The sequence below is a fragment of the Polyangium mundeleinium genome (assembly GCF_028369105.1).
GTDB classification, from domain to species: domain Bacteria; phylum Myxococcota_A; class Polyangia; order Polyangiales; family Polyangiaceae; genus Polyangium; species Polyangium mundeleinium.
The window spans coordinates 5,153,517-5,173,258 of sequence record NZ_JAQNDO010000001.1 but is presented as its reverse complement, the minus strand read 5'-3'; the positions used below and the strand labels follow the sequence as shown (position 1 = coordinate 5,173,258).

Here is a 19,742-nt window from a genome sequence, read left to right as displayed (position 1 = left end):
ACGGAGGCACGACAGGGGCGGATACGGGCCTTGTTATTGAAGTGATTATCAAAGTAGAGGTCGGGACATAACCTTCTTGCATGCATGCGCATGAACGCATATAGCAAGAAACGTGATGCACGACCCGACGGGCCCGAGCGGGCGTCTGCCTGCGGACGCTGCGAGCCGGTGGGAGCTCTACCGGCTCCTCGCGGATCCGGTGCGCCCGCGGCTGCTCGCGCTGGCGGCAGCCGAGGAGCTCGGCGTCGGGGAGCTGTCGGAGCTGCTCCGGGAAGGCCAGCCGAAGATCTCGCGCCACGCAGCGGCACTCCGGGACGCAGGGCTGCTCCTCGCGCGCAAGCAAGGCACGTGGACCTTGCTCCGGCTCTCGCCCGGGGCCGCGACGGATCCGGTCGTGGCCGACGCCGTGCGGGCCGGAACCGCGGCCTGCGAGGCCGACGGGACGATGGTGCGGATCGGCGAGGTGATCGCCGGGCGCGACGCAGCGACCCGGGAGTTTTTCGCGCGCGCAGGTAGGCCGTTAAGGCCGGGGCCGCCGCTCGAGCTGGGCGCGTATCTCACCGCGCTCGCGCCGCTCCTGCCGCATCGCGCGCTCGCGGTCGACGTGGGCACGGGCGACGGCGCGCTGCTCGAAGTGCTCTCGCCGCTCTTCGCGCACGTCATCGCGGTGGATCGCGCCGAAGCGCAGCTCGCGCTCGCGGAGGAGCGCATCCGGCGGCGCGAGCTCGCGAACGTGGAGCTCGTGCAGGGCGAGTACGACGCGCCGGATCTGCGCGAGCGGGTCGTGTCGCGGGCCGGTGAGGCCGGCGGCGCGGACGTGGTCTTCGCCGCGCGCGTGTTGCATCACGCGCCCAAGCCCGCACGCGCGATGGCCGCGCTCATGCACCTCGCGCGGCCGAGCGGCGGCGCGGTCTGCGTCCTCGACTACGAGGCGCACGATGATCAGGCCCTCTGCGAGCAGGAGGCCGATCTCTGGCAAGGCTTCGATCCCGAGACGCTGCGGCGGATGGCCGTCGATGCGGGTCTCGTGGACGTGACGATTCGCCGTCTCCCCCGCGCCTGGCAGGGGGACGGCCCGGACAGGCACCTCGTCTGGCAGCTACTGGTCGGTCGGCACAGCGAGGGAACGCAAGGGACCGCCGAGAACAGCAAGAGGACACGATGAGCGAAAAACCCCGCTTCAAGGTCGCCGATCTCAGCCTCGCCGACTGGGGCCGCAAGGAGATCCGCATCGCCGAAAAGGAGATGCCCGGCCTCATGGCGCTGCGCGCCGAGTACGGCAAGCAGAAGCCCCTCGCCGGCGCCCGCATCGCAGGCTGCCTGCACATGACCATCCAGACCGCGGTCCTGATCGAGACCTTGCGCGAGCTCGGCGCCGAGGTGACCTGGACGAGCTGCAACATCTACTCGACGCAGGATCACGCGGCCGCGGCGATCGCGGCGACGGGCGTGCCCGTCTACGCCTGGAAGGGCGAGACGCTCGAAGAGTACGACTGGTGCATCGAGCAGCAGCTCTTCGCGTTCGAGGGCGGCAAAGGCCCGAACATGATCCTCGACGACGGCGGCGACCTCACGACGATGGTCCACGAGAAGTATCCGCAGCTCTTCGAGGGCGCGGATCCGGTCCGCGGCATCAGCGAGGAGACCACGACGGGCGTGAACCGGCTCTACGACATGCACCGCAAGGGCCTGCTCCGCGTGCCTTCGTTCAACGTGAACAACTCCGTCACGAAGTCGAAGTTCGACAACCTCTACGGCTGCCGCGAGTCGCTCGGCGACGGGATCAAGCGCGCGACGGACGTGATGTTCGCGGGCAAGGTCGCAGTCGTCTGCGGCTACGGCGACGTGGGCAAGGGCTGCGCACAGTCGCTGCGCGGGCTCGGCGCGCGCGTGATCGTGACGGAGATCGACCCGATCTGCGCGCTCCAGGCCGCGATGGAGGGCTACGAGGTGCGCACGCTCGACGCGGTCGCGCACGTCGGTGACATCTTCGTGACGGCAACGGGCTGCAAGGACGTCGTCCGCGGCGAGCACATGCTGCGGATGAAGGACGAGGCGATCCTCTGCAACATCGGCCACTTCGACTCCGAGATCCAGATCGCCTGGCTGGAGACGAACCCCGAGATCAAAGAGGAGAACATCAAGCCGCAGGTCGACCACTTCGTCTTCCCCGACGGCAAGCGCCTCATCGTGCTCGCCCGCGGCCGGCTCGTGAACCTCGGCTGCGCCACGGGCCACCCGTCGTTCGTGATGTCGACCTCGTTCTCGAACCAGGTCCTCGCCCAGATCGCGCTCTGGACCGAGAAGTATCCGCTCGGCGTGCACCTCCTGCCGAAGAAGCTCGACGAGAAGGTGGCCGCGCTGCACCTCGCCAAGCTCGGCGTCGAGCTGACGCAGCTCACGAAGGACCAAGCCGACTACATCGGCGTGCCCGTCGAGGGCCCCTTCAAGCCCGAGAACTACCGGTACTGACGGAGCCCGCCGCGGCGCGCCATTCCCGAGGCGCGCCGCGGTTTGTCCGTTCGATCGGGCCCGGCTCTTCGGGCCCCGACCTCGTTCGTCCCGCCTCTCTCCCGTGGTATGAACGCGCCGTGGAATCACGGTATCGCGCCGCAGACGCTGCCCAGTTCGTCGAGACGTACGGCCCTCGCTGGGGCGAGGATCTCGCCTTGCGCGTCTACACATCGCGCCTGCTCGGCCAGGAGCCCGACCTCGTCCTGCACGGCGGCGGCAACACGTCCGTCAAGACGCGGGTGACCGAGCTCGTCGGCGACACGACCGACGTGCTCTACGTGAAAGGCAGCGGCTGGGATCTCGGCGCGATCGAGCCCGAGGGCTTCCCCGCCTGCCGCCTCGCGCAGCTCCGCCGTCTCTGCGAGCTGCCGAGCATGACCGACGAGCAGATGGTCTCGCTCCTCCGCTCGCACATGCTCGAGCCGAGCGCGCCGACGCCCTCGGTCGAGGCGCTGCTCCACGCGTACCTGCCGTTCAAGTACATCGACCACACGCACGCCGACGCCGTGCTCGCCATCGTCGATCAGCCGGGCTCGAAGCAACTCGTGCGTGAGGTCTTCGGCGACCGCGTGCTCTTCATCCCCTACGTGATGCCCGGCTTCGCGCTGGCGAAGAAGGTCGCAGATCTCTTCCGCGCGCTCACCCGCGCGGGCCGCGAGCCGAACGTGATGGTCCTCGACAAGCACGGGATCTTCACGTGGGGCGAGAACGCGATGGAGAGCTACGAGCGCATGATCGCGAACGTGACGCGCGCCGAGCGCTGGCTCGAAGAGGCCAAGCCGATCTCGCGACGCACGATCTCGAGCCCCTCGCCCGACGCCTGCGCGCTCCTCGCGCCGATGATCCGCGGCGCCCTCGCCCGCGCCTCTGGCCAGCGCTGGATCTGCTCGTTCCGCATGAGCCCGCAGATGGTCTCGTTCTGCGATCGCGACGATCTCGAAGAGATCACGCAGAAGGGCCCGGCCACGCCCGACCACGTGCTTCGCACGAAGCCGAAGCCGCTGCTCTTGCCGCCGCTCTCGCCCGAGGATCGGCACAAGACGACGGCCACGCTCGACGACGCGATCACGGCATACGCCGAGGCGTACAAGGACTACTTCCGCCGCTGCGCAGCCGTGCGCCCCGGCGACAGGCGCGAGCTCGATCCGTGGCCGCGTGTCCTGCTCATCGAGGGCCTCGGCGCGTTCACCGTGGGCAAGACGCGCAAGGACGCCGAGATCGCGGCCGACATCTACGAGCACACGACAGGCGTGATCGAGCAAGCGACGGCGAACGCCGGCTACGAGCCCGCGAGCGAGCTCGACATCTTCGACGTGGAGTACTGGAGCCTGGAGCAGGCGAAGCTGAAGAAGAGCGCGGGCCCGGGCAAACCGCTCGATCGGCACGTCGCGTTCGTGACGGGCGCGGCCTCCGGAATCGGCTTCGCCACAGCACGCGCGCTGCTCGCTGCGGGCGCACACGTGACGCTCACGGACCGAGACGAGGCAGCCCTCGAGCGCGCCGCGAAGCCGCTCGTCGACGCCCACGACGATCGGGTGTTCCTGCTGCCCTGCGACGTGACCTCGAAGGACGACGTGCGCGTGGCGATCCGCAAGGCAACGCTGCGCTTCGGCGGGCTCGACGTGGTCGTTTCGAACGCGGGCACGGCGTTCGAAGGGTCGATCCACGGGGAACAAGGCGACAGCGCGCTGCGCGCCTCGCTGGAGGTCAACCTGCTCGGCCACCAGAACGTGGCGCGGTTCGCCGCCGACGTCCTGATCCAGCAAGGCGCCGGCGGCGTCCTGCTCTTCAACGCGTCGAAGAGCGCATTCAACCAGGGCCCGGATTTCGGTCCTTACGCCATCCCCAAAGCCGCCCTCGTCGCGCTCACGCGCCAGTACGCCGTGGATCTCGCGCCCTACAACATCCGCGCGAACGCAGTGAACGCCGATCGAATCCGCACGGGCATCTTCGGCGGCGGCATGCTCGAAGCCCGCGCGCGGGCCCGTGGTGTCGGCGTGGATGAATATTTCCGGGCAAACCTGCTCCGGCGCGAAACCACCGCAGCCGACGTGGCGCAGGCGTTCCTGTATCTCGCCACAGCCGAGGCGACGACAGGCTGCGTCATCACGGTCGACGGCGGAAATGCAGCGGCGTTCCCGCGGTAGTTCAATTGAACCGAGCCGGGAGGACGACGTACCATCCGCGTCGTGCGTCTCCTCCAAACCCTCTCCGTTCTCGCGCTCTCCGCCCTCTCCCTCGCCAGCACGGGGTGCATCAAAAAGATGTTCCTCGAAGGCCAGATCGAAGCCACGGCCACGGCCTCGGCCGCGATCGACACGCTGACCGACTACGAGGTCGCGAAGGTCGTCGCGTTCAACGGCATCGGCCAGTTCGAGGGCATGCATTACCTCGCACCGGACAACGAGGACGCGCTCTTCGCGCTCGCCAAGACCTGGACGAGCGCCACGTTCGCCTTCACCGAGGACGAGCTCGAAGACGCCGAAGACGCCGAAGGCCTCGAAGGTCCGCGGTATCTGTACCTGAAAAACCGCGCAGCCGCGGCCTACGACCGGGGCCTCCAGTACGCGCTCCAGCTCCTCGAAATTTATCACCCAGGCTTCGAGGCAGCGCGCAAGAACGACGACGCGATGCGCGCCTACACCGCGCAGTTCACGGACGCCGAGCGCGACGCCCCCGCCCTTTTCTGGGCCGGTTACGCATGGATCAGCAAGACGAACATCCTGAAAGACGACGCAGCCGCCGTCGGCGATCTATGGATCGGCGTCGCACTCATGGAACGCTCCGTCGCGCTCGATCCCAAGTTCATGCACGGCAGCGGTCACACGATCCTCGGCGCCTACCACGCGCGCACCGCGATGGCCGAGCTCGACGACGCGAAGAAGCACTTCGACCAGGCGCTCGCGATCCACGGCGGCAAGATGCTCCTGACGCAGGTGCAGTACGCCGGGAAATACCATTGCCTGAAGGGCGACAAGGACAGCTACGTAAAAGCGCTGACCGCGGTCGTCGAAGCCGGCGACGTGCTCCCCGAGCAACGCCTGGCAAACGTGGTCGCGAAGCGTCGCGCCGCGCGCTACCTGGGCAAAGTCCGCATGCGCGAGTGTGGGTTCTGAGAGAGTAGCGCCGGGGTTTCACCCCGGGCCCCGACCAGGGGTTGTCCACCCCTGGACCCGGACCAGGGCCAGCCCTGGACCTTTGGTGCATCGACCGCGATGCGGTCGATGCACAGGGCCATGTGTCACGCGCTGAGGAGGCTCAGCCGCCGTCCTTCCCCGCTTCGAGCATCTCCTTCAGTAGATCGTCCATCGGATCCGCAGCCTTCGGCGCCTCCGCGTCGGCCGCGCCCGCGTCCGTGTCGCCACCGCCAAGCATCTGCTTCAGGAGATCATCCATCTCATCCGTGCCCGCATCCGCACCCGCGTCCGCGCCGCTGTCCATCGCAGGCACGACGTCGCCCGTGGGCTTCGGCTTCTCACCTTCCTTCGTCGCAATCCCCTGCCCGTCCGGGCCCCACTTCGTGATGTCTTCCTTGGAGCAGGGCTTGAGGTTGTTCGTGTCCTCCTGCACGCACTCGAGCAGCCACGCCTCGCGCGGCGCGACCCCATCCTGCGCGGCCTGGGCCCGCGCCTTCGCGACGTCGCCCGCAATCGTGAAGCTCGACATGGACGGCATGACGATCACGATGCCGAGGCCGACCGCCAGCACCGCGACGAAAGGCAGGACGACGCGGTAGACGTCGACGATCGGGCGCGAGAAGCGGAAGCTCGCGATGAAGAGGTTCAACCCCATCGGCGGCGTCACGTACGCGATCTCGAGGTTCAAGAGGAACATGACCGCGAGGTGGAACGGGTTGATGTGGAACGTCGCCGCGAGCGGGATGAGCAGCGGTATCGCCACGAGAAGCGCGCCAAACGGTTCCATCAGCATGGCGAGCACGAAGACGAAGAGGTTCAATACCAGGATGAACTGCCACGCGGCGTTCATGCCCCGCTCCATGAAGAACTCGAGGATCGCCTGCGGGATGCCAGCCTGGATGATGTAGTTCGTCATGGCCGTGGCCATGGCGAGGATGAGGATGATCGCCCCGGAGAGCATCATCGCGTCCTTCGCCACCCGCACGACCTTGCGCAGACTGAGATCCTTGTAGACGAAGACCTCGACGATCAGCGTGTAGAGCGCGGCCGCGCCGGCGCTCTCGTCGAGCTCCATGAGCCCCGTCGTCAAGCCGAGGGCGACGAGCAGCGGGGTCGCGATCTCCCACTTCACGTGCCAAATCGCGGAGCCTGCTTCTTTGAGGTCAAACTTCGCTCGCGGGATGCGCGAGCGTTTGCCTTCGTAGAACGCGTAGCCGCAGAGCAGCACCATCAAAAGGAGGCCCGGAGGCAGCGTCGCCTTGTAGGCGCGCGTGACGTCCACGCCCGCGATGAAGGCGTAGATCATGACGAGCGGGCTCGGGAAGAAGAGCAGGCCCATCGCCCCCGCCGTCGTGACGAGGCCGAGCGTGAACTTCTCCGAATACCCCTGCCGGCGAAGCGCCGGATAGAGCAGGCCGCCGATCGCGACGATGGTGACGCCGCTGCCGCCCGTGAGCGTCGCGAAAAACGCGCTCGCCACAGTACACACGATCGCGAGGCCCCCAGGCATCCAACCGAGCACCGCCGAGGCAGCGCGGACGATGCGATCGGGCGTCTTCGACTCGGCCATCAAGTAGCCGACGAACGTGAAGAGCGGGATCGTGGCGAGGATGGGCGTGCTCGAAAACCTCTCCTCGAGCACGTTCGCCGCGATGAACCGGACGAACTGCTGCTCGCTGTTCGTGGAGCCGAGCCACGACAGGATCGAGATGCCGCACATCACGGCGAAGATGGGCATGCCGACGACGGCGAGGAGCGCGATGACGATCAGCCAGAGTTTCATCGGGCGCCCTCCTCGGCGACGGGGCCGCGAGGCTCGTCTGTGTCTTCGTCTGGCTCATCGGCGTCCTGCTCGACCGAGGCGTGGCCCGCGATGACGAGCACCACGCGCAACAGCACGCGCAGGCCGATGACGAAGAGCCCGAACGTCCACATGAGGTTCATGTCTGTGAGGAGCAGACCTCGGACGTTCTCACTCGGGAGCACGACCACCGGCACGCGCGGCGCTTCCTCGCTGCCCTTGGGCGCGCGCATCAGCTCGACCTCTTCGGCCGTGAACTTCTCGCTGAAGCCCGACTCGTCGATCCACGTGTTCCACGCCCGACCGTTCATCCGTGAAGGATCGTCCCACCGAACGCCGCTGAAGATGACGCTGGGTGCGGCACGCAGGTCGAGGCCGATCTGCTTACGCAAGAGGAAGAAGTGTCGGGACGAACCCTCGCGGACGCCGACGAACTTCGCGGAGGCGGAGAGATCATTGCGTTGGCCGAAGCCCTCGATCGAGATGTAGTCGAAAAAGCCCCAGGACGCGGCGAAGCAGACGGTCGCGGTCACGAGCGCGCCGAGGACGTGCACGGGCTTGCGCAGGGACGGGGGCATGAAGCGCAGGACGACGTCGATGTTGATGTGCTTGGAGCGCGCGGCGGCGAGGGAGGAGCCGATGAGCGCGGCGAGCAACGTGAGGCGCGTGGCGACGCCACGCAGGCCACCAAAGAGCGTGAGCGCCGAGCCCTCTTGCAACCAGTTCAGGATCGCGTCGAAGTGATCGACGCCGACCTTGCGCCACGCCGGCGCAACCGCGGCGCCGATGGCCATCGCGACGATCGTCACGATCGCGCGCTTCGTCTCGTCGTGGATCTTCGCGCGCGTGGTCCCGAACCGCGCCAGCGCGCCGAGGACCGTGGCGCCGAGCAGCCCACGAAACACCGTCCCGGCCGCGTTGTCCGCTTGCACGGGCGAGGCCAGGCCGCGCAGCGAGATCCAAATGACGAGCGAGAGCACGAGCGCGAGCAGGACCACGAAGAGCACGCGGCTTTCGAACCACGTGAGCGCTCGCTCGATCCGCACGAACGGAAGCGCCCACGCGGCGCCCACGCGCGGCGGCTCCGCGCTCGTCTTCGCGCCTTCGTCCTGCGCCGACGTCTCGCCCGCATCGCCGTCCTTCGTGCCTTCCGAAGCGTCGGTCTGCGCCGATGGCTGCGCCGACGTCTCGCCCGCGTCGCCGTCCTTCGTGCCTTCCGAAGCGTCGGTCTCGCTGGGCTCTTTGCTCGCGGCCGGGTCCTGCGTCTTTTCGTCGCCCTGGCCTTCGTCGTCGGGTTCGCCTGCCATGGCGCGACATTAACGGTTTCATGAAGCCCCGGTAAACGGCGGCGAACGCTTCGACGCTGTGCGTAAGATAGTTTCCCTGGCTGGATCCAGGGCTCCGCGGCCCCGTGATGCGTGGACAAACGGGAGCACGCGGGCTAACGAGATCCCCATGGAACAGCGCGCCGACGTCGTGATCGTGGGGGCCGGGCACAACGGCCTCGCGGCGGCCATCCTGCTCGCCCGGAAGAACCTCCAGGTTCTGGTCCTGGAAGAAAAACCCACCCTCGGCGGCGCGACGAAAACCGAGTTCCCGTTTTCCCGCGCCCCGAAGCTCGGCATCTCGACCGGCGCGTACCTGCTCGGCCTGATCCCGCCGGAGCTCGTCGCCAAACTCGGCGTCGATCTGCCCATGAAACGGCGTGATCCGCACTACTTCCTTCCGACGAGGGGCCAACGATCCCTGCTCTTCGGATCCGACACGACGTCGATGCGCCGGCAAATCACGGAGTTTTTCTCGGAAGCGGACTGGAACGCGAACGTCGCGCTGAACGAGGAGCTCTCGGCGATGCGCGACGACATCGCGCCGACGTGGCTCGAAGAGCCGCTCTCGCTGGAGCAGACGGCCGAGCGGTACGTGCGGCCCGCGCTGCGCAAGGCGTTCGTCGATCTCTGCCGCGGCCCCGTGAGCGACTACCTCGATCGCTTCGGGTTCCGGAGTGATCTCATCAAGGCGATGTACGCCGTGACCGACGGTTTTTCCGGGCTCTCGGGCGGCTATGACTCGCCCGGCACGGGCATGAATTTTCTCGTCCACAACATGTGTCGCCTGCCCGGCGCCGACGGGACGTGGATGGTCGTCGAAGGCGGCATGGGCACGGTGTCGCAGAGGCTCGCGGCGAAGGCGCGGGCCGAAGGCGCGACGATCCGCGAAGGCGCGAAGGTCGCGTCGATCGAGGTGACGGACGGCGCGGTGAGCGGCGTGCTCCTGGAGGATGGCTCGCGGATCGCGACGAAGGTCGTCGTGTCGAACGCGGATCCCTACCGGACGCGCGGGCTCGTCGGGAAAGATCGTTTCCCGGCGACGCTGTCGCAGCGCCTCGACGAGGTGCAACGGCCGGGCACGACGATGAAGGTGAACATGGCGCTGCGGAAGCTGCCGACGTTCACGTGTTTGCCCGAGGATCGTGGACAATACGGCGCGACGATCCACCTCCTGCCCGACGAGCACGAGGTGCTCGCGTCGCTCCGCAAAGCGCACGCGGACGCGATGGCGGGCCGCCTGCCCGAGTTCCCGTCGATGGAGTGGTACATCCACACGGCCGTCGACGGCTCGCTGCGCGACGCGGAGGGCCGCCACAACGCCGCGCTCTTCGTGCAATGGGTGCCCTACGAGCTCGAAGGCGGCCGCTCCTGGGACGACGCGCTCCCGGGCTACGTGAAGCAGCTCCTCTCGATCTGCGATCGCTTCGCGCCCGGCACGACCGATCTCGTGGAGGACACGTTCGCGCTGTCGCCGAGGGGAATCGAGCGACACTTCGGAATCACGTACGGCCACATCCACCACGTGGACAACAGCTACGGCTTCGACAAACGCATGCCGTATCGCTTCGGCGTCCCCGGTCTGTACCTCGCGAGCGCAGGCGCGCACCCGGCCGGCGCGGTGATCGGCGCTGCGGGGCACAACGCGGCCGAGGCCGTGATCAAGGACCTCGGCTAAGCTCGCGTCGTGTTCTCGCCCGTCGGCATCTCCGTCGCCGCAGGGATCTCCGCGCTCGCAGGTCTCGTCGAGATCGTGCGCGCCGCTCGTCTCGTGCGCGTGGGCAAGATCGCGACGGCGCGCGTCGTCGCGAACACATCCTCCGAGCTGGACGACGACGATCCACCACCGAAGCTCCGTTTCCGGACGGAGGACGGGCTCGACATCGAGGTCGTCGAGCGGACGCGGAACGCCGACGACGACGCGCGCATCGGCGCGGAGGTGCCCGTGCTCTACGACCCGCGTGATCCCCAGCGCGCGCGGCGAAACGCGTCCGCGCAGATCTGGGGCCCGGGGCTCGTGTGGATCGCGTTCGCCGCGCTGCTCGGCGTCGCCGCGGCCGTCCAGGCGCTCGTGACCTAGACGTCCCCATCACAAAACAAGCACGGACTCTCCCCACCCGCGCGGACAAGAACGAAGTAGTATCCCCCGAGACCGTGACCTCGGCCCAGAACCCCATCGGCCCGTCGGATCCTTCGGCCGCTTCCCAGGGCTACAAACCCACGCTGCTCGACGGAACGCCGTACCGCTTCCTCGCGCCGCTCGGCCGCGGAGGCATGGGCGACGTGGTGGAGGCCGAGCACGTCGCGCTCGGCAAACGCGTGGTCGTGAAGCTCCTACAAGAGCGCCACGCGAGCCGCCCCGACTTCGTGGACCGGATGCGGATCGAGGCGCAAGCGCTCGCGAAGATCACGCACTCGAACCTGGTGCAGGTGACCGACTTCGGGCAGACGGCCGAAGGACGGACGTTCCTCGTGATGGAGCGTCTCCACGGGCGGAACCTGCGCGAGGAGCTCGAGCAGCGGAAATTCTTCCCCGTCGCCGAGGCGATCGACGTCACGCGTCAAGCGCTCGCAGGCCTCGCCGCCGCGCACGACGCGGGCGTCGTGCATCGCGACGTGAAGCTCGACAACCTGTTCCTGTGCGACGCGCCCGACGGAGGGCGCCGCCTGGTGAAGGTGCTCGACTTCGGCGTCGCCAAGGTGATCAACGTGACGGGGGACAACACGCCCCTGCCGCTCGCGTTCCCTACGGCCGAAGGCGTCGCGATGGGCACGCCGCGTTTCTTCTCGCCCGAACAAGCGCGAGGTCGGCCCGTCGACGGGCGCGCGGATCTCTACGCCGTGGGCATGGTGCTCTACACGCTGCTCGCAGGGCGCGGGCCCTTCGATCACATCACGACGCTGCTCGAGTTAACGCGCGCGCACGCATTCCAGGTACCGGAGCCGCCGTCACGATTCGCGACGCAAGCGCTGCCGGCCGGGCTCGATGCGATCGTGATGAAGGCGCTTGCGAAAGAGCCCGCAGATCGTTTCGCCACCGCACGGACGTTCGCCGCGGAGCTCGAGCGCGTCGCGGACGGCCTGTCCGCGAGCAACATCCGCCCGCGCTGGGACGCAACGGACGTGATGCCGACGGTGCCGATGATGCAGAAGGCGCCGCAGCCAGTCGTGGACGACGAGCCGGCGACGATGCGCGTAGACGCGTTCCCGAAGAGCGCGCTGCCGAAGGCGATGCCGGACGACGACGACGAAGCGCCCGACACGCCGACGCGTCGCCTGGAGCGGCCGATGGCGTTCATGCGCGCGCAGCGGAAAAGCGCCGTGCCGCCGCTGCCGCTGCCCGAAGCAGCACCAGCGATCGCGCCCGCGCCTGCACCTGCGCCCGCGTGGCAAGCCAAGCTGCCCACGACCATCAGCGAGCCGCCGAAGACGCTGGAGAACATCCCGCTGCCCTTCTCGGAGCCGCGGAGCGACGCGGCCACCTCGCAGCCCGCGAAGCCCCAAGAGGTGTCCTCGTTCCCGCCGGATCCGATCCTCGACGCGACGTTGACCTCGGCGATGCGCGCGCCGAAGCCACCGAGCGACACGTCCGCGCTGCCGCCGGATCCGATCCTCGACGCGACGTTCCCCTCGGGCCCGCGCGCCGAAGAGCCCACCGCTGCGCGCATCCCGTCCGAGCATCCTGCCGCGAACCGTGTCCCCTCGGAGCATCCGTCTGCCCCGACGCGCATGACCTCCGAGCGACCAACCTCGTCCGGCGGAACCGGGCGATCCGATCGGATCTCCGCCCTGCCCGGCCGAAACCCCGATCGACCGTCGATCGTCCCCGGGCGTGAAGGTCGTGTCTCCGTCCTGCCCGGCCGCACGGATCGCACGTCGGCCCTACCGACGCGCCCCGATCGCATCTCCGCCCTGCCCGCTCGCCCGGAGCACACCTCGAACGTCCCGCCGCGCGCCGCCGAGCCCGTTGCAGTGCCCGAGCGACCGGAGCGACGAAGCAACCTGCCTGCCGCCGCGCCGATGCACCCGCCTGCGCCGCTGCCCGAGGAGCGCATCTCGGTGCCTCCGCCCGGCCCTGGCGGCGTACGCCCGCTGCGTGCGCCCGTGCCCTGGCGTAGGCGCCCGGCTGCAGGCTCGACGAGCGGCGCGGCCCGTGGCGCAGCGACGGCGACGCAGAGCAAGCTCGTCGAGGTCGAGAACGGCAAGCGACAGATGGCGATGCTCGCGATCATCGCCGTCGTCGCCGTCGCCGTCGCCGGCGTGTTGCTCGCGCTTCGTTTCCGCTGAAGGCGGCGCTCAGAACCGGCCGACGAGCCCGATCCCGGTCGGCCCGAACTGGAGGCGCACCGAGGTGGTCTCCGGGCTCTTCTTGGGCTCGCCGCCCGAAAGAAAAATCCCCGCCACGCCGACCCCCACGCCGACGACGGCGAGCGCGAACGCGACGTTGGAGACGTTGGCCAGCGTCTTCGCGGAATCGTTCACGGGCGTAGCTTCGTCGAGCGCGGCCTGCGTCGGGCACGTGCCCGCGGGGCAGAGATCCTTCACGGTGCCCGCGCGCGAGAGCGAGAGGGCACCGGTCACCGCCCCCGCGATGAGCCCCGCGCCGCCGACGCCGAAGCCCACGTACACGAGCGGTGAGAGTCGCCGGCCGGGATTGTCACTGCCATCGTCCGACGCCGCTGCATCGCCAAGCGCGAGCGTGACCTGGAGCCGCTGCGCCTCCGCGATCTCGATCTCCTTCGATACGGGAGGCAGCCCCGTCGCCGCCGCCGAGACCTCGTGCTTGCCTGGATTCACCGGCTGCGCTGCGCGCGCGGCCTCGCTCGGCAAGAGAGCGCCGTCGATCTTCACCTCGACAGGCGCGCTCTCGGGCACGCCTCGCACGACGACGGTGAGCCTCGGGATGCGCGATTCGATCTGCACCGCGAGTTGCTTCGCGGCCTCGCGCGCCTCGGTGAACGGCTTCGGCTCGCCGGGCTTCACGGGTATGTTCGCGACCTCGAGCGCGGCCTTGTGCGCTTCGACGAGGTGCCCGAGCTTCTCCTCGGTGCGCGCGACCTCGATCCCGGTCGAGGGCACGCCCATGATCGCGTGCGCGGCGCGGTAGGCGCGCAGCGCGCCGGCGAAATCCTTCTTCTCGACCTTGGCGTCGCCCTCGTCCATGAGCGCGCGCGCCATGTCGCGCTCCGTCTTCGATTGCGCGTGCGCGACGGCGTCTGCCGCCACGATCGTCGTGACACCGAGGAGACACGCGACGAGCATCCTCCGCGCTCGCCCTCGTGCCCTTTCAGAACCCACGATCACGTTTCGTTTTCCCCGTGGAGGTGGAGGTCGACGTCGAGGCAGGCTTGACGGGCGCCGCAGACGCCTTCGCGGACGCGGCCTGTGGCGTCGCGACGGTCTCCGTCGGCGTCGCAGCAGGTGTCGCAGCAGGCGTCGCGACGGGCTCCGGCGTGGGCGTCGGAGGCGCGGCTTGCGCGGCCGCCTTCGTCGTCCCCTCGGCCGGGAGCACGGCCGCCGTGTTTTCCCCTTCGGTCCCGTCCCCCTTCGTGAGCACGACGATCACGATCAGGATGAGCACGACGACCCCGAGCGCGCCCGACACGACCGTGACGAGCGCACGTCGCCGCGACGAGCTCTTCCACTCGGCATGCGTGACCGAGGAGCCGTGAAACGTCTGCAGCGGCGGCGGCGCGGCTGCAGCGCCGCTCGCGGCCCACGGTGGCTCGATCGACGAAGGATAGCGTCCCGAGCCCGTGGGCAACGCCGGCTCCGCGAGCTGCCCCGGCGGAGGCGTGGCGGCCGAAGGACCGGTGCCCATCATCGGCGGCGGCGTCGCGCCCGAGACCCACGCAGCGGCCGAGGAAGAAGCGCCACTGCCCGGCAGCGGCGTCATGCTGCCCGGCGGCTGCGCCGTCGGCGCGGAGCGAGGCGCCGCGGTCGTCTCCATCCGGAACGGCGACGCAGGCGGCGCATACCCGCCCGCCGCGAGCGCCGACAGGAACGCATCCGCGAGCTCCTTGGCCGACTGGTACCGCTGCGCCGGATCCCGCGCGAGCGCCCGCAAAAACCAGGCATCGAGCGTCGGCATGAGCCCAGGCCGCCGCTGGCTCGGCGGCAGGAAGCTCCCGCGCTCGATCGCGATGCACACGGCGCCGAGCGTCTCGCCCTGGAAAGGCACCTGCCCCGTGAGCGCGCGGTACAAGACGACGCCCACCGACCACAGATCCGCCCGATGATCCACGCGCCGCGCGCTCAGGATCTGCTCGGGGCTCATGTAGTGCGGCGTGCCCACCATCGCGCCCGTCCCCGTCATGCCGTCGAGGCCTTCGCTCTCGGGCGTCGCGTGCTTGGCGATCCCGAAGTCGAGGACCTTCACGAAGAGCTCGCCGTCCTGATCACACAGGAAGACGTTGTCGGGCTTCATGTCCCGATGAACGATGCCGAGCGCGTGCGCCTTCGAGAGAGCGCGCGCGACGTGCACGATGATCGTGGCCGCCTCGTCGAGCCCGATCGTGCCGATCTTCGAGAGCCGCATGCGAAGGTCCTCGCCTTCGAGCAGCTCCATCACGATGTACGGGGTGCTGTCGGGCGTGATGCCGTGATCGAAGACCTGAACGACGTTCGGGCTCTTGATCTGCGCGCTCGCCATGGCCTCGCGGGTGAAGCGAGCCACGTACTCCTGGTCCTGCGCGAGGCGCTCGGACATGAACTTCACAGCGACCTGCGTGCGCAGCGTCAGGTGCTCTGCGAGCCACACGCTGCCCATACCGCCGCGCTTGAGCGGACGAAGCAGACGCACGTTGGTACCGACGATCGCGCCGGCCGAAAGGCTCACGGCGCGGAGAATACCACGGCATCCGCTGTGGTGAGCTTCATTCGACGGTCAAAGACGCCGTGTCAGCCCTTGTGCCGCCCCTCGTCGTCCATCCGGATCTCGTGCAGGAGCTCCTCGACGCGATACGCGCTGTCCTGGCCCGTGTCGTAGATGAACTTGAGCTCCGGCGCCCGGCGAAGCTGGACCGCCTTGCCGACATCACGCCGGAGCCGTCCCCCGGCCGCTTCGAGCCCCTTCAGCATCGACCGACGCTCCTGTTCGCCCTGCGCCGCGCCGAGCTCGTGCCGCACGAAGATCCGCGCCGTCTGCAGATCGTCGGTCATCTCCACGCGCGAGATGAGCACCCCGAGGAGGCGCGGATCCGCCATGTCGCGCAAGAGCGTCGCGAGCTCCTCGCGGACCCGCGCTGCCACCCGAGCCGACCGCAATCCCTGTCCACTCACGCGGAATTCCCCTCGTCGTCGTCGTCGTTGTCGAGATCCCCGAGCATCTGCTCGATCCCGCCCACGACCCCTCGACCGCCTTCGCCGAAGCTTACGATCTCGCTCGCCCGATCGGCGAGCAACGCATCCGGCAGCGTGGAGGCCATGCTCACCACGCTCGAGATCATCTGATCACAGACCGTGTGCGAGTTCGACACGACCGCGACCCCGAGGGTGGCGTGCCGCGGATCGTCGAGAACCCCGACCTCCGCGACCGCCACCTTCAGCCGTCCTTGCACCCGCTCCTTGAACGAGCGGACGACGCTCCGTTTGTCCTTGAGCGACCGCGCCCCGGGCACATCCAACCTCAGCCTCAACACACCAACAAACATCGTCGTTCGCCGGCGCTACCCGGGTCCGCGGTCACCCCCGAAGCTCAGGTGAGCTTCGTCTTGACCTCTTCGATCTCGAAGCACTCGATGACGTCGCTTTCCTTGATGTCCTGGTAGTTCTCGAGCGAGATACCGCACTCGAACCCCTCGGTCACCTCTTTCGCGTCGTCCTTGAAGCGGCGCAGGCCCGAGAGCTTGCCCGTCCACACGACGACGTTGTCGCGGATGAGCCGCGCCTCCGCCGTCCGCTTCACGAGGCCGCTCGTCACCATACAGCCGGCGACCGTGCCGATCTTCGCCACGCGGAAGACCTGACGAACCTCCGCCCGGCCGAGCTGCTTCTCGACCTTGGTGGCAGGCAAGAGGCCTTCCATCGCGGACCGGATGTCGTCGACCGCGTTGTAGATGATGTTGTAGAGCCGGATCTCGACGCCCTCGGTCTCGGCATGGCTGGCGGCCTTGCCCGCAGGACGGACGTTGAACCCGACGATGATCGCCTTCGATGCGACCGCCAGGTTCACGTCGCCCTCGGTGATGCCACCGACGCCCGCGTGGACGATCGTGACCTTCACCTTCTGCGTCGAGAGCTTGGAGAGCGCATGGCAGATGGCCTCGACCGAGCCCTGCACATCGCCCTTCACGATGAGCTTCAGCTCGAGCTGATCGCTCTCCGCGAGGCGCGAGGTGAGCGTCTCCAGCGAGACGCGCGAGTCCTGCGGGATGAGCGACTTCGACGCCTTCTTGCGACGCGTCTCCGCGATCTCCTCCGCCGTCTTCGCGTCCTTGACCGCGTGCACCGGATCACCCGCGCTCGGCACCTCGTTCAAGCCGAGCACCTCGACTGGCGTCGCGGGGCCCGCATGCGCCACCGTCCGGCCGAGCTCGTCCGTCATCGCGCGGACTTTGCCCCACACGCTGCCGGCGATGATGATGTCGCCGGTGCGCAGGGTGCCGTCCTGGATCATGACGCGCGCGACCGGGCCGCGGCCACGATCGAGCAACGCCTCGATGACCGTCGCGCTCGCGCGGCGCTTGGCGTAGGCCTTGAGCTCCAGGATCTCGGCCTGCAGGATGATCGACTCGAGGAGCTGGTCGATGTTCTGCCCGGTCTTCGCCGACACGTGCATGAACATCGTCTGGCCACCCCACTCCTCCGGCTGGAGCCCGAGGTTCGCGAGGTCGCGCTTGATTTTGTCGGGATCCGCGCCCGGCTTGTCGATCTTGTTCACCGCGACGATGATCGGCACCTTCGCGGCCTGCGCGTGCGAGATCGCCTCCTTGGTCTGCGGCATGACGCCGTCGTCCGCCGCAACCACGAGCACGACGATGTCCGTAAGCGAAGCGCCGCGGGCGCGCATCGCCGTGAACGCCTCGTGACCCGGCGTGTCGAGGAACGCGATCGTCCCGCGCGGCGTCTCGACGCGGTACGCGCCGATGTGCTGCGTGATGCCGCCTGCCTCGCCCTCGGCCACGCTGGCCTTGCGGATCCGGTCGAGCAGCGACGTCTTGCCGTGGTCGACGTGACCCATGACCGTGACGATCGGCGGACGGAGCTCGAAGTCCATATCCGCCTCGGACTCGACGCGCGTCGCGTCCTCGAGCGTCTGGGTCTCGCTGACCGCGACGTCCTCGACGTTCCAGCCGAACTCGCTCGCGACGATCTTCGCGGTGTCGGCGTCGAGCGTCGAGTTGATGTTCACGCCCGTCATCCCCATGCTGAGGAGCTTCAGGAGAACATCGGTCGACTTCACGCTCATCTTGCCGGCGAGCGCCTGCAGGCTGACCTGCTCCTCGATTTTGACGACCTTCTTGTGGGAGGCCATCTCCTGCGTGGAGACCTGCGCAGGGCCGCGTCGCTGCTGGATCGGAGGCCCGCCCGGACGACCACGGAAGCCGCCCATGCCCGGGCGTTGCGGGCCGCTGCGCGGGCCGCCCGGCTGTCCCGGACGACCCGTCTGCGGGCCGAAGCCCGTGCCAGGCCGACCCGGCTGCGGCGCCTGGGCGCGCGGATCGTACGTCGTGCGGCGCGGCGTGCTCGTACGCTGCGCGGCCGGCATCGGGACGCCGGGGCGGCCCTGCCACACGTCGATGCCCGTCTTCGGCGGGGACGACGGACGCGGCGGGACCGAGGACGGCGTGTCCGAAGGCTTGCGCGGCGGCGGCACCGACGACGCAGGCGCTGTGCGAGCCGGCGGCGCGCTCGGCGGCGGCATACGACCCGGGCCCGGCGCGGGCGAGCGCGTCGTGGCCGGAGGCGGCGTCGTGGGCTTGGACGGCCCCTGCGCCGACCCACCAGCGGTCCGCTGCGGCTGCTGCGACGGCGGAGCCGTGGCCGGCTTCGGCGCCTCGGAAGGCGCAGGCTTTACCGGCTCCTCGGCCTTCTTCGGCGGCTCGGCAGCCACCTTCGGCGCAGGCGCAGGCTCCGCCGCCTTCGGCGCAGGCGTCGTCGCCGGAGCGGCCGGCGGCGCAGGCGGGGCCTTCGGGGCCTCGGCAGGCGCTGCGACCTGCTTGGCAGGCTCCTCGGCCTTCGGCGCCTCGGCTGCCTTCGGCGCAGGCGCGGGCTCGGCCGCCTTCGGGGCGGACGCGGGCTCGGCCGGAGCGGCCTTCGGGGCCTCGGCGGCGACCGCAGGCGCAGGCGCGGGCTTCGGAGCCTCGACCGGCGGCGGGGGTGCCGCCTCCACGGGCTTCGGCGCGGGCGCCTCCGGGGCCTTCTCGACAGCGACGGGCTTCGCGGGCTCCGCCGCCGCGACCGGGGCCGGAGCGGGGGGCGGCGCAGGCGGAGCAACCTCGCGCGCCTCCTTCGCTTCACCTTCCACCGGCTGGGCGGGCGCCGTCTGCGTCGCTGCGGGCTTCTCGGGAGCGGGCGCGGGAGCAGGCTTCGCGGCCTCGACGACCGGCGCCGGTGCTTGCGCGGTCCTCGGCGCGGCGGGCGTTGCCGCCGCCGACGTCGGGCTCGTCGGGGCGGGAGCGGCGGACGGAGCAGAAGCGCGCGCGGGCGGGACGGCTGGAGCGGAGGCACGTGCGGGGGCCGTCGTCGGCTCGGGGCCGGAGGTCTCACCTTCGGCGCCCCGCGCGCGACGCTTCACGACCGTCGGACGGATCCGTTCCTCGACCACCTCGGGCGCCTTTTGCCGCTCCAGATGGCGCTTTACGCGCTCCACCACATCGCTCTCGACCGCGCTCATGTGGTTGCGCACGTCGCCGATACCCATGGACTGGAAGAGCGCGACCAGCGTCTTCTGATCCATGTTGAGCTGTTTAGCGACCTCGTACACCCGAACTTTGCTCATGCACCTCGCTCCAATAACGACAA

At 69.1% G+C, this 19,742-nt stretch carries 14 protein-coding genes; 7 read left to right on the top strand and 7 right to left on the bottom strand.

What is annotated here, in order from left to right; all coding sequences use genetic code 11:
* The first annotated feature begins 115 nt into the window (after positions 1-115).
* From POL67_RS20655 to POL67_RS20640, 4 genes are all read left to right on the top strand, one after another.
* Positions 116-1,165 carry a methyltransferase gene (locus POL67_RS20655; protein ID WP_271919598.1) on the top strand — a complete coding sequence of 350 codons (1,050 nt, stop codon included), beginning with the start codon at positions 116-118 and terminating at the stop codon, positions 1,163-1,165.
* Positions 1,162-2,472 carry an adenosylhomocysteinase gene (ahcY, locus tag POL67_RS20650; RefSeq protein ID WP_271919596.1) on the top strand — a complete coding sequence of 437 codons (1,311 nt, stop codon included), beginning with the start codon at positions 1,162-1,164 and terminating at the stop codon, positions 2,470-2,472. The genes POL67_RS20655 and ahcY overlap by 4 nt, the downstream gene beginning before the upstream one ends.
* A 119-nt stretch (positions 2,473-2,591) precedes the next feature.
* Positions 2,592-4,661 carry a bifunctional aldolase/short-chain dehydrogenase gene (locus POL67_RS20645; RefSeq protein WP_271919594.1) on the top strand — a complete coding sequence of 690 codons (2,070 nt, stop codon included), beginning with the start codon at positions 2,592-2,594 and terminating at the stop codon, positions 4,659-4,661.
* Positions 4,662-4,703: 42 nt separating this feature from the next.
* Complete coding sequence (locus POL67_RS20640; protein ID WP_271919592.1) at positions 4,704-5,630, top strand: TRAP transporter TatT component family protein; 927 nt, start codon at positions 4,704-4,706, stop codon at positions 5,628-5,630.
* Positions 5,631-5,772: 142 nt separating this feature from the next.
* On the opposite strand, the gene POL67_RS20635 is transcribed toward POL67_RS20640, so the two are convergent.
* Complete coding sequence (locus POL67_RS20635) at positions 5,773-7,434, bottom strand: TRAP transporter large permease (RefSeq protein WP_271919590.1); 1,662 nt, start codon at positions 7,432-7,434, stop codon at positions 5,773-5,775.
* Positions 7,431-8,759, bottom strand: a complete 1,329-nt coding sequence (locus POL67_RS20630; RefSeq protein ID WP_271919588.1) for a TRAP transporter small permease — start codon at positions 8,757-8,759, stop codon at positions 7,431-7,433. Before POL67_RS20630 ends, POL67_RS20635 begins: the two co-directional genes overlap by 4 nt.
* Before the next feature lie 148 nt (positions 8,760-8,907).
* On the opposite strand from POL67_RS20630, the gene POL67_RS20625 reads away from it, so the two are divergent.
* From POL67_RS20625 to POL67_RS20615, 3 genes are all read left to right on the top strand, one after another.
* Entirely contained in the window at positions 8,908-10,455 is a 1,548-nt protein-coding gene (locus tag POL67_RS20625; RefSeq protein ID WP_271919586.1) for a phytoene desaturase family protein, read from the top strand.
* 9 nt (positions 10,456-10,464) lie between these two features.
* Entirely contained in the window at positions 10,465-10,857 is a 393-nt protein-coding gene (locus POL67_RS20620) for a DUF3592 domain-containing protein (protein ID WP_271919583.1), read from the top strand.
* Between the two features lie 74 nt (positions 10,858-10,931).
* Complete coding sequence (locus POL67_RS20615; RefSeq protein WP_271919581.1) at positions 10,932-13,064, top strand: serine/threonine-protein kinase; 2,133 nt, start codon at positions 10,932-10,934, stop codon at positions 13,062-13,064.
* Between the two features lie 9 nt (positions 13,065-13,073).
* Here the strand turns inward: POL67_RS20615 and POL67_RS20610 are convergent, their stop codons facing one another.
* The 5 genes from POL67_RS20610 to infB form a co-directional block, all read right to left on the bottom strand.
* On the bottom strand, positions 13,074-14,039 hold the full coding sequence (locus POL67_RS20610) for a hypothetical protein (RefSeq protein WP_271919579.1): 966 nt from the start codon (positions 14,037-14,039) through the stop codon (positions 13,074-13,076).
* 25 nt (positions 14,040-14,064) lie between these two features.
* Positions 14,065-15,615 carry a serine/threonine-protein kinase gene (locus POL67_RS20605; protein ID WP_271919577.1) on the bottom strand — a complete coding sequence of 517 codons (1,551 nt, stop codon included), beginning with the start codon at positions 15,613-15,615 and terminating at the stop codon, positions 14,065-14,067.
* A gap of 62 nt (positions 15,616-15,677) precedes the next feature.
* The gene (rbfA, locus tag POL67_RS20600; RefSeq protein ID WP_271919575.1) at positions 15,678-16,058 is read right to left on the bottom strand and encodes a 30S ribosome-binding factor RbfA; all 381 of its coding nucleotides are present in this window, start codon (positions 16,056-16,058) and stop codon (positions 15,678-15,680) included.
* Positions 16,055-16,417 (bottom strand): DUF503 domain-containing protein, encoded by a 363-nt coding sequence (locus tag POL67_RS20595; protein WP_271919573.1) that lies wholly within the window; start codon positions 16,415-16,417, stop codon positions 16,055-16,057. The genes rbfA and POL67_RS20595 overlap by 4 nt, the downstream gene beginning before the upstream one ends.
* Before the next feature lie 56 nt (positions 16,418-16,473).
* Entirely contained in the window at positions 16,474-19,719 is a 3,246-nt protein-coding gene (infB, locus tag POL67_RS20590; protein ID WP_271919571.1) for a translation initiation factor IF-2, read from the bottom strand.
* Positions 19,720-19,742: the final 23 nt, after the last annotated feature.

What these genes read in the sequence shown, in the direction of transcription:
- POL67_RS20655 (WP_271919598.1), top strand. Translation starts at nt 116, where the DNA reads ATGCACGACCCGACGGGCCCGAGCGGGCGTCTGCCTGCGGACGCTGCG.
- ahcY (WP_271919596.1), top strand. Translation starts at nt 1,162, where the DNA reads ATGAGCGAAAAACCCCGCTTCAAGGTCGCCGATCTCAGCCTCGCCGAC.
- POL67_RS20635 (WP_271919590.1), bottom strand. Translation starts at nt 7,434, where the DNA reads ATGAAACTCTGGCTGATCGTCATCGCGCTCCTCGCCGTCGTCGGCATG.
- POL67_RS20630 (WP_271919588.1), bottom strand. Translation starts at nt 8,759, where the DNA reads ATGGCAGGCGAACCCGACGACGAAGGCCAGGGCGACGAAAAGACGCAG.
- POL67_RS20625 (WP_271919586.1), top strand. Translation starts at nt 8,908, where the DNA reads ATGGAACAGCGCGCCGACGTCGTGATCGTGGGGGCCGGGCACAACGGC.
- POL67_RS20610 (WP_271919579.1), bottom strand. Translation starts at nt 14,039, where the DNA reads ATGCTCGTCGCGTGTCTCCTCGGTGTCACGACGATCGTGGCGGCAGAC.
- infB (WP_271919571.1), bottom strand. Translation starts at nt 19,719, where the DNA reads ATGAGCAAAGTTCGGGTGTACGAGGTCGCTAAACAGCTCAACATGGAT.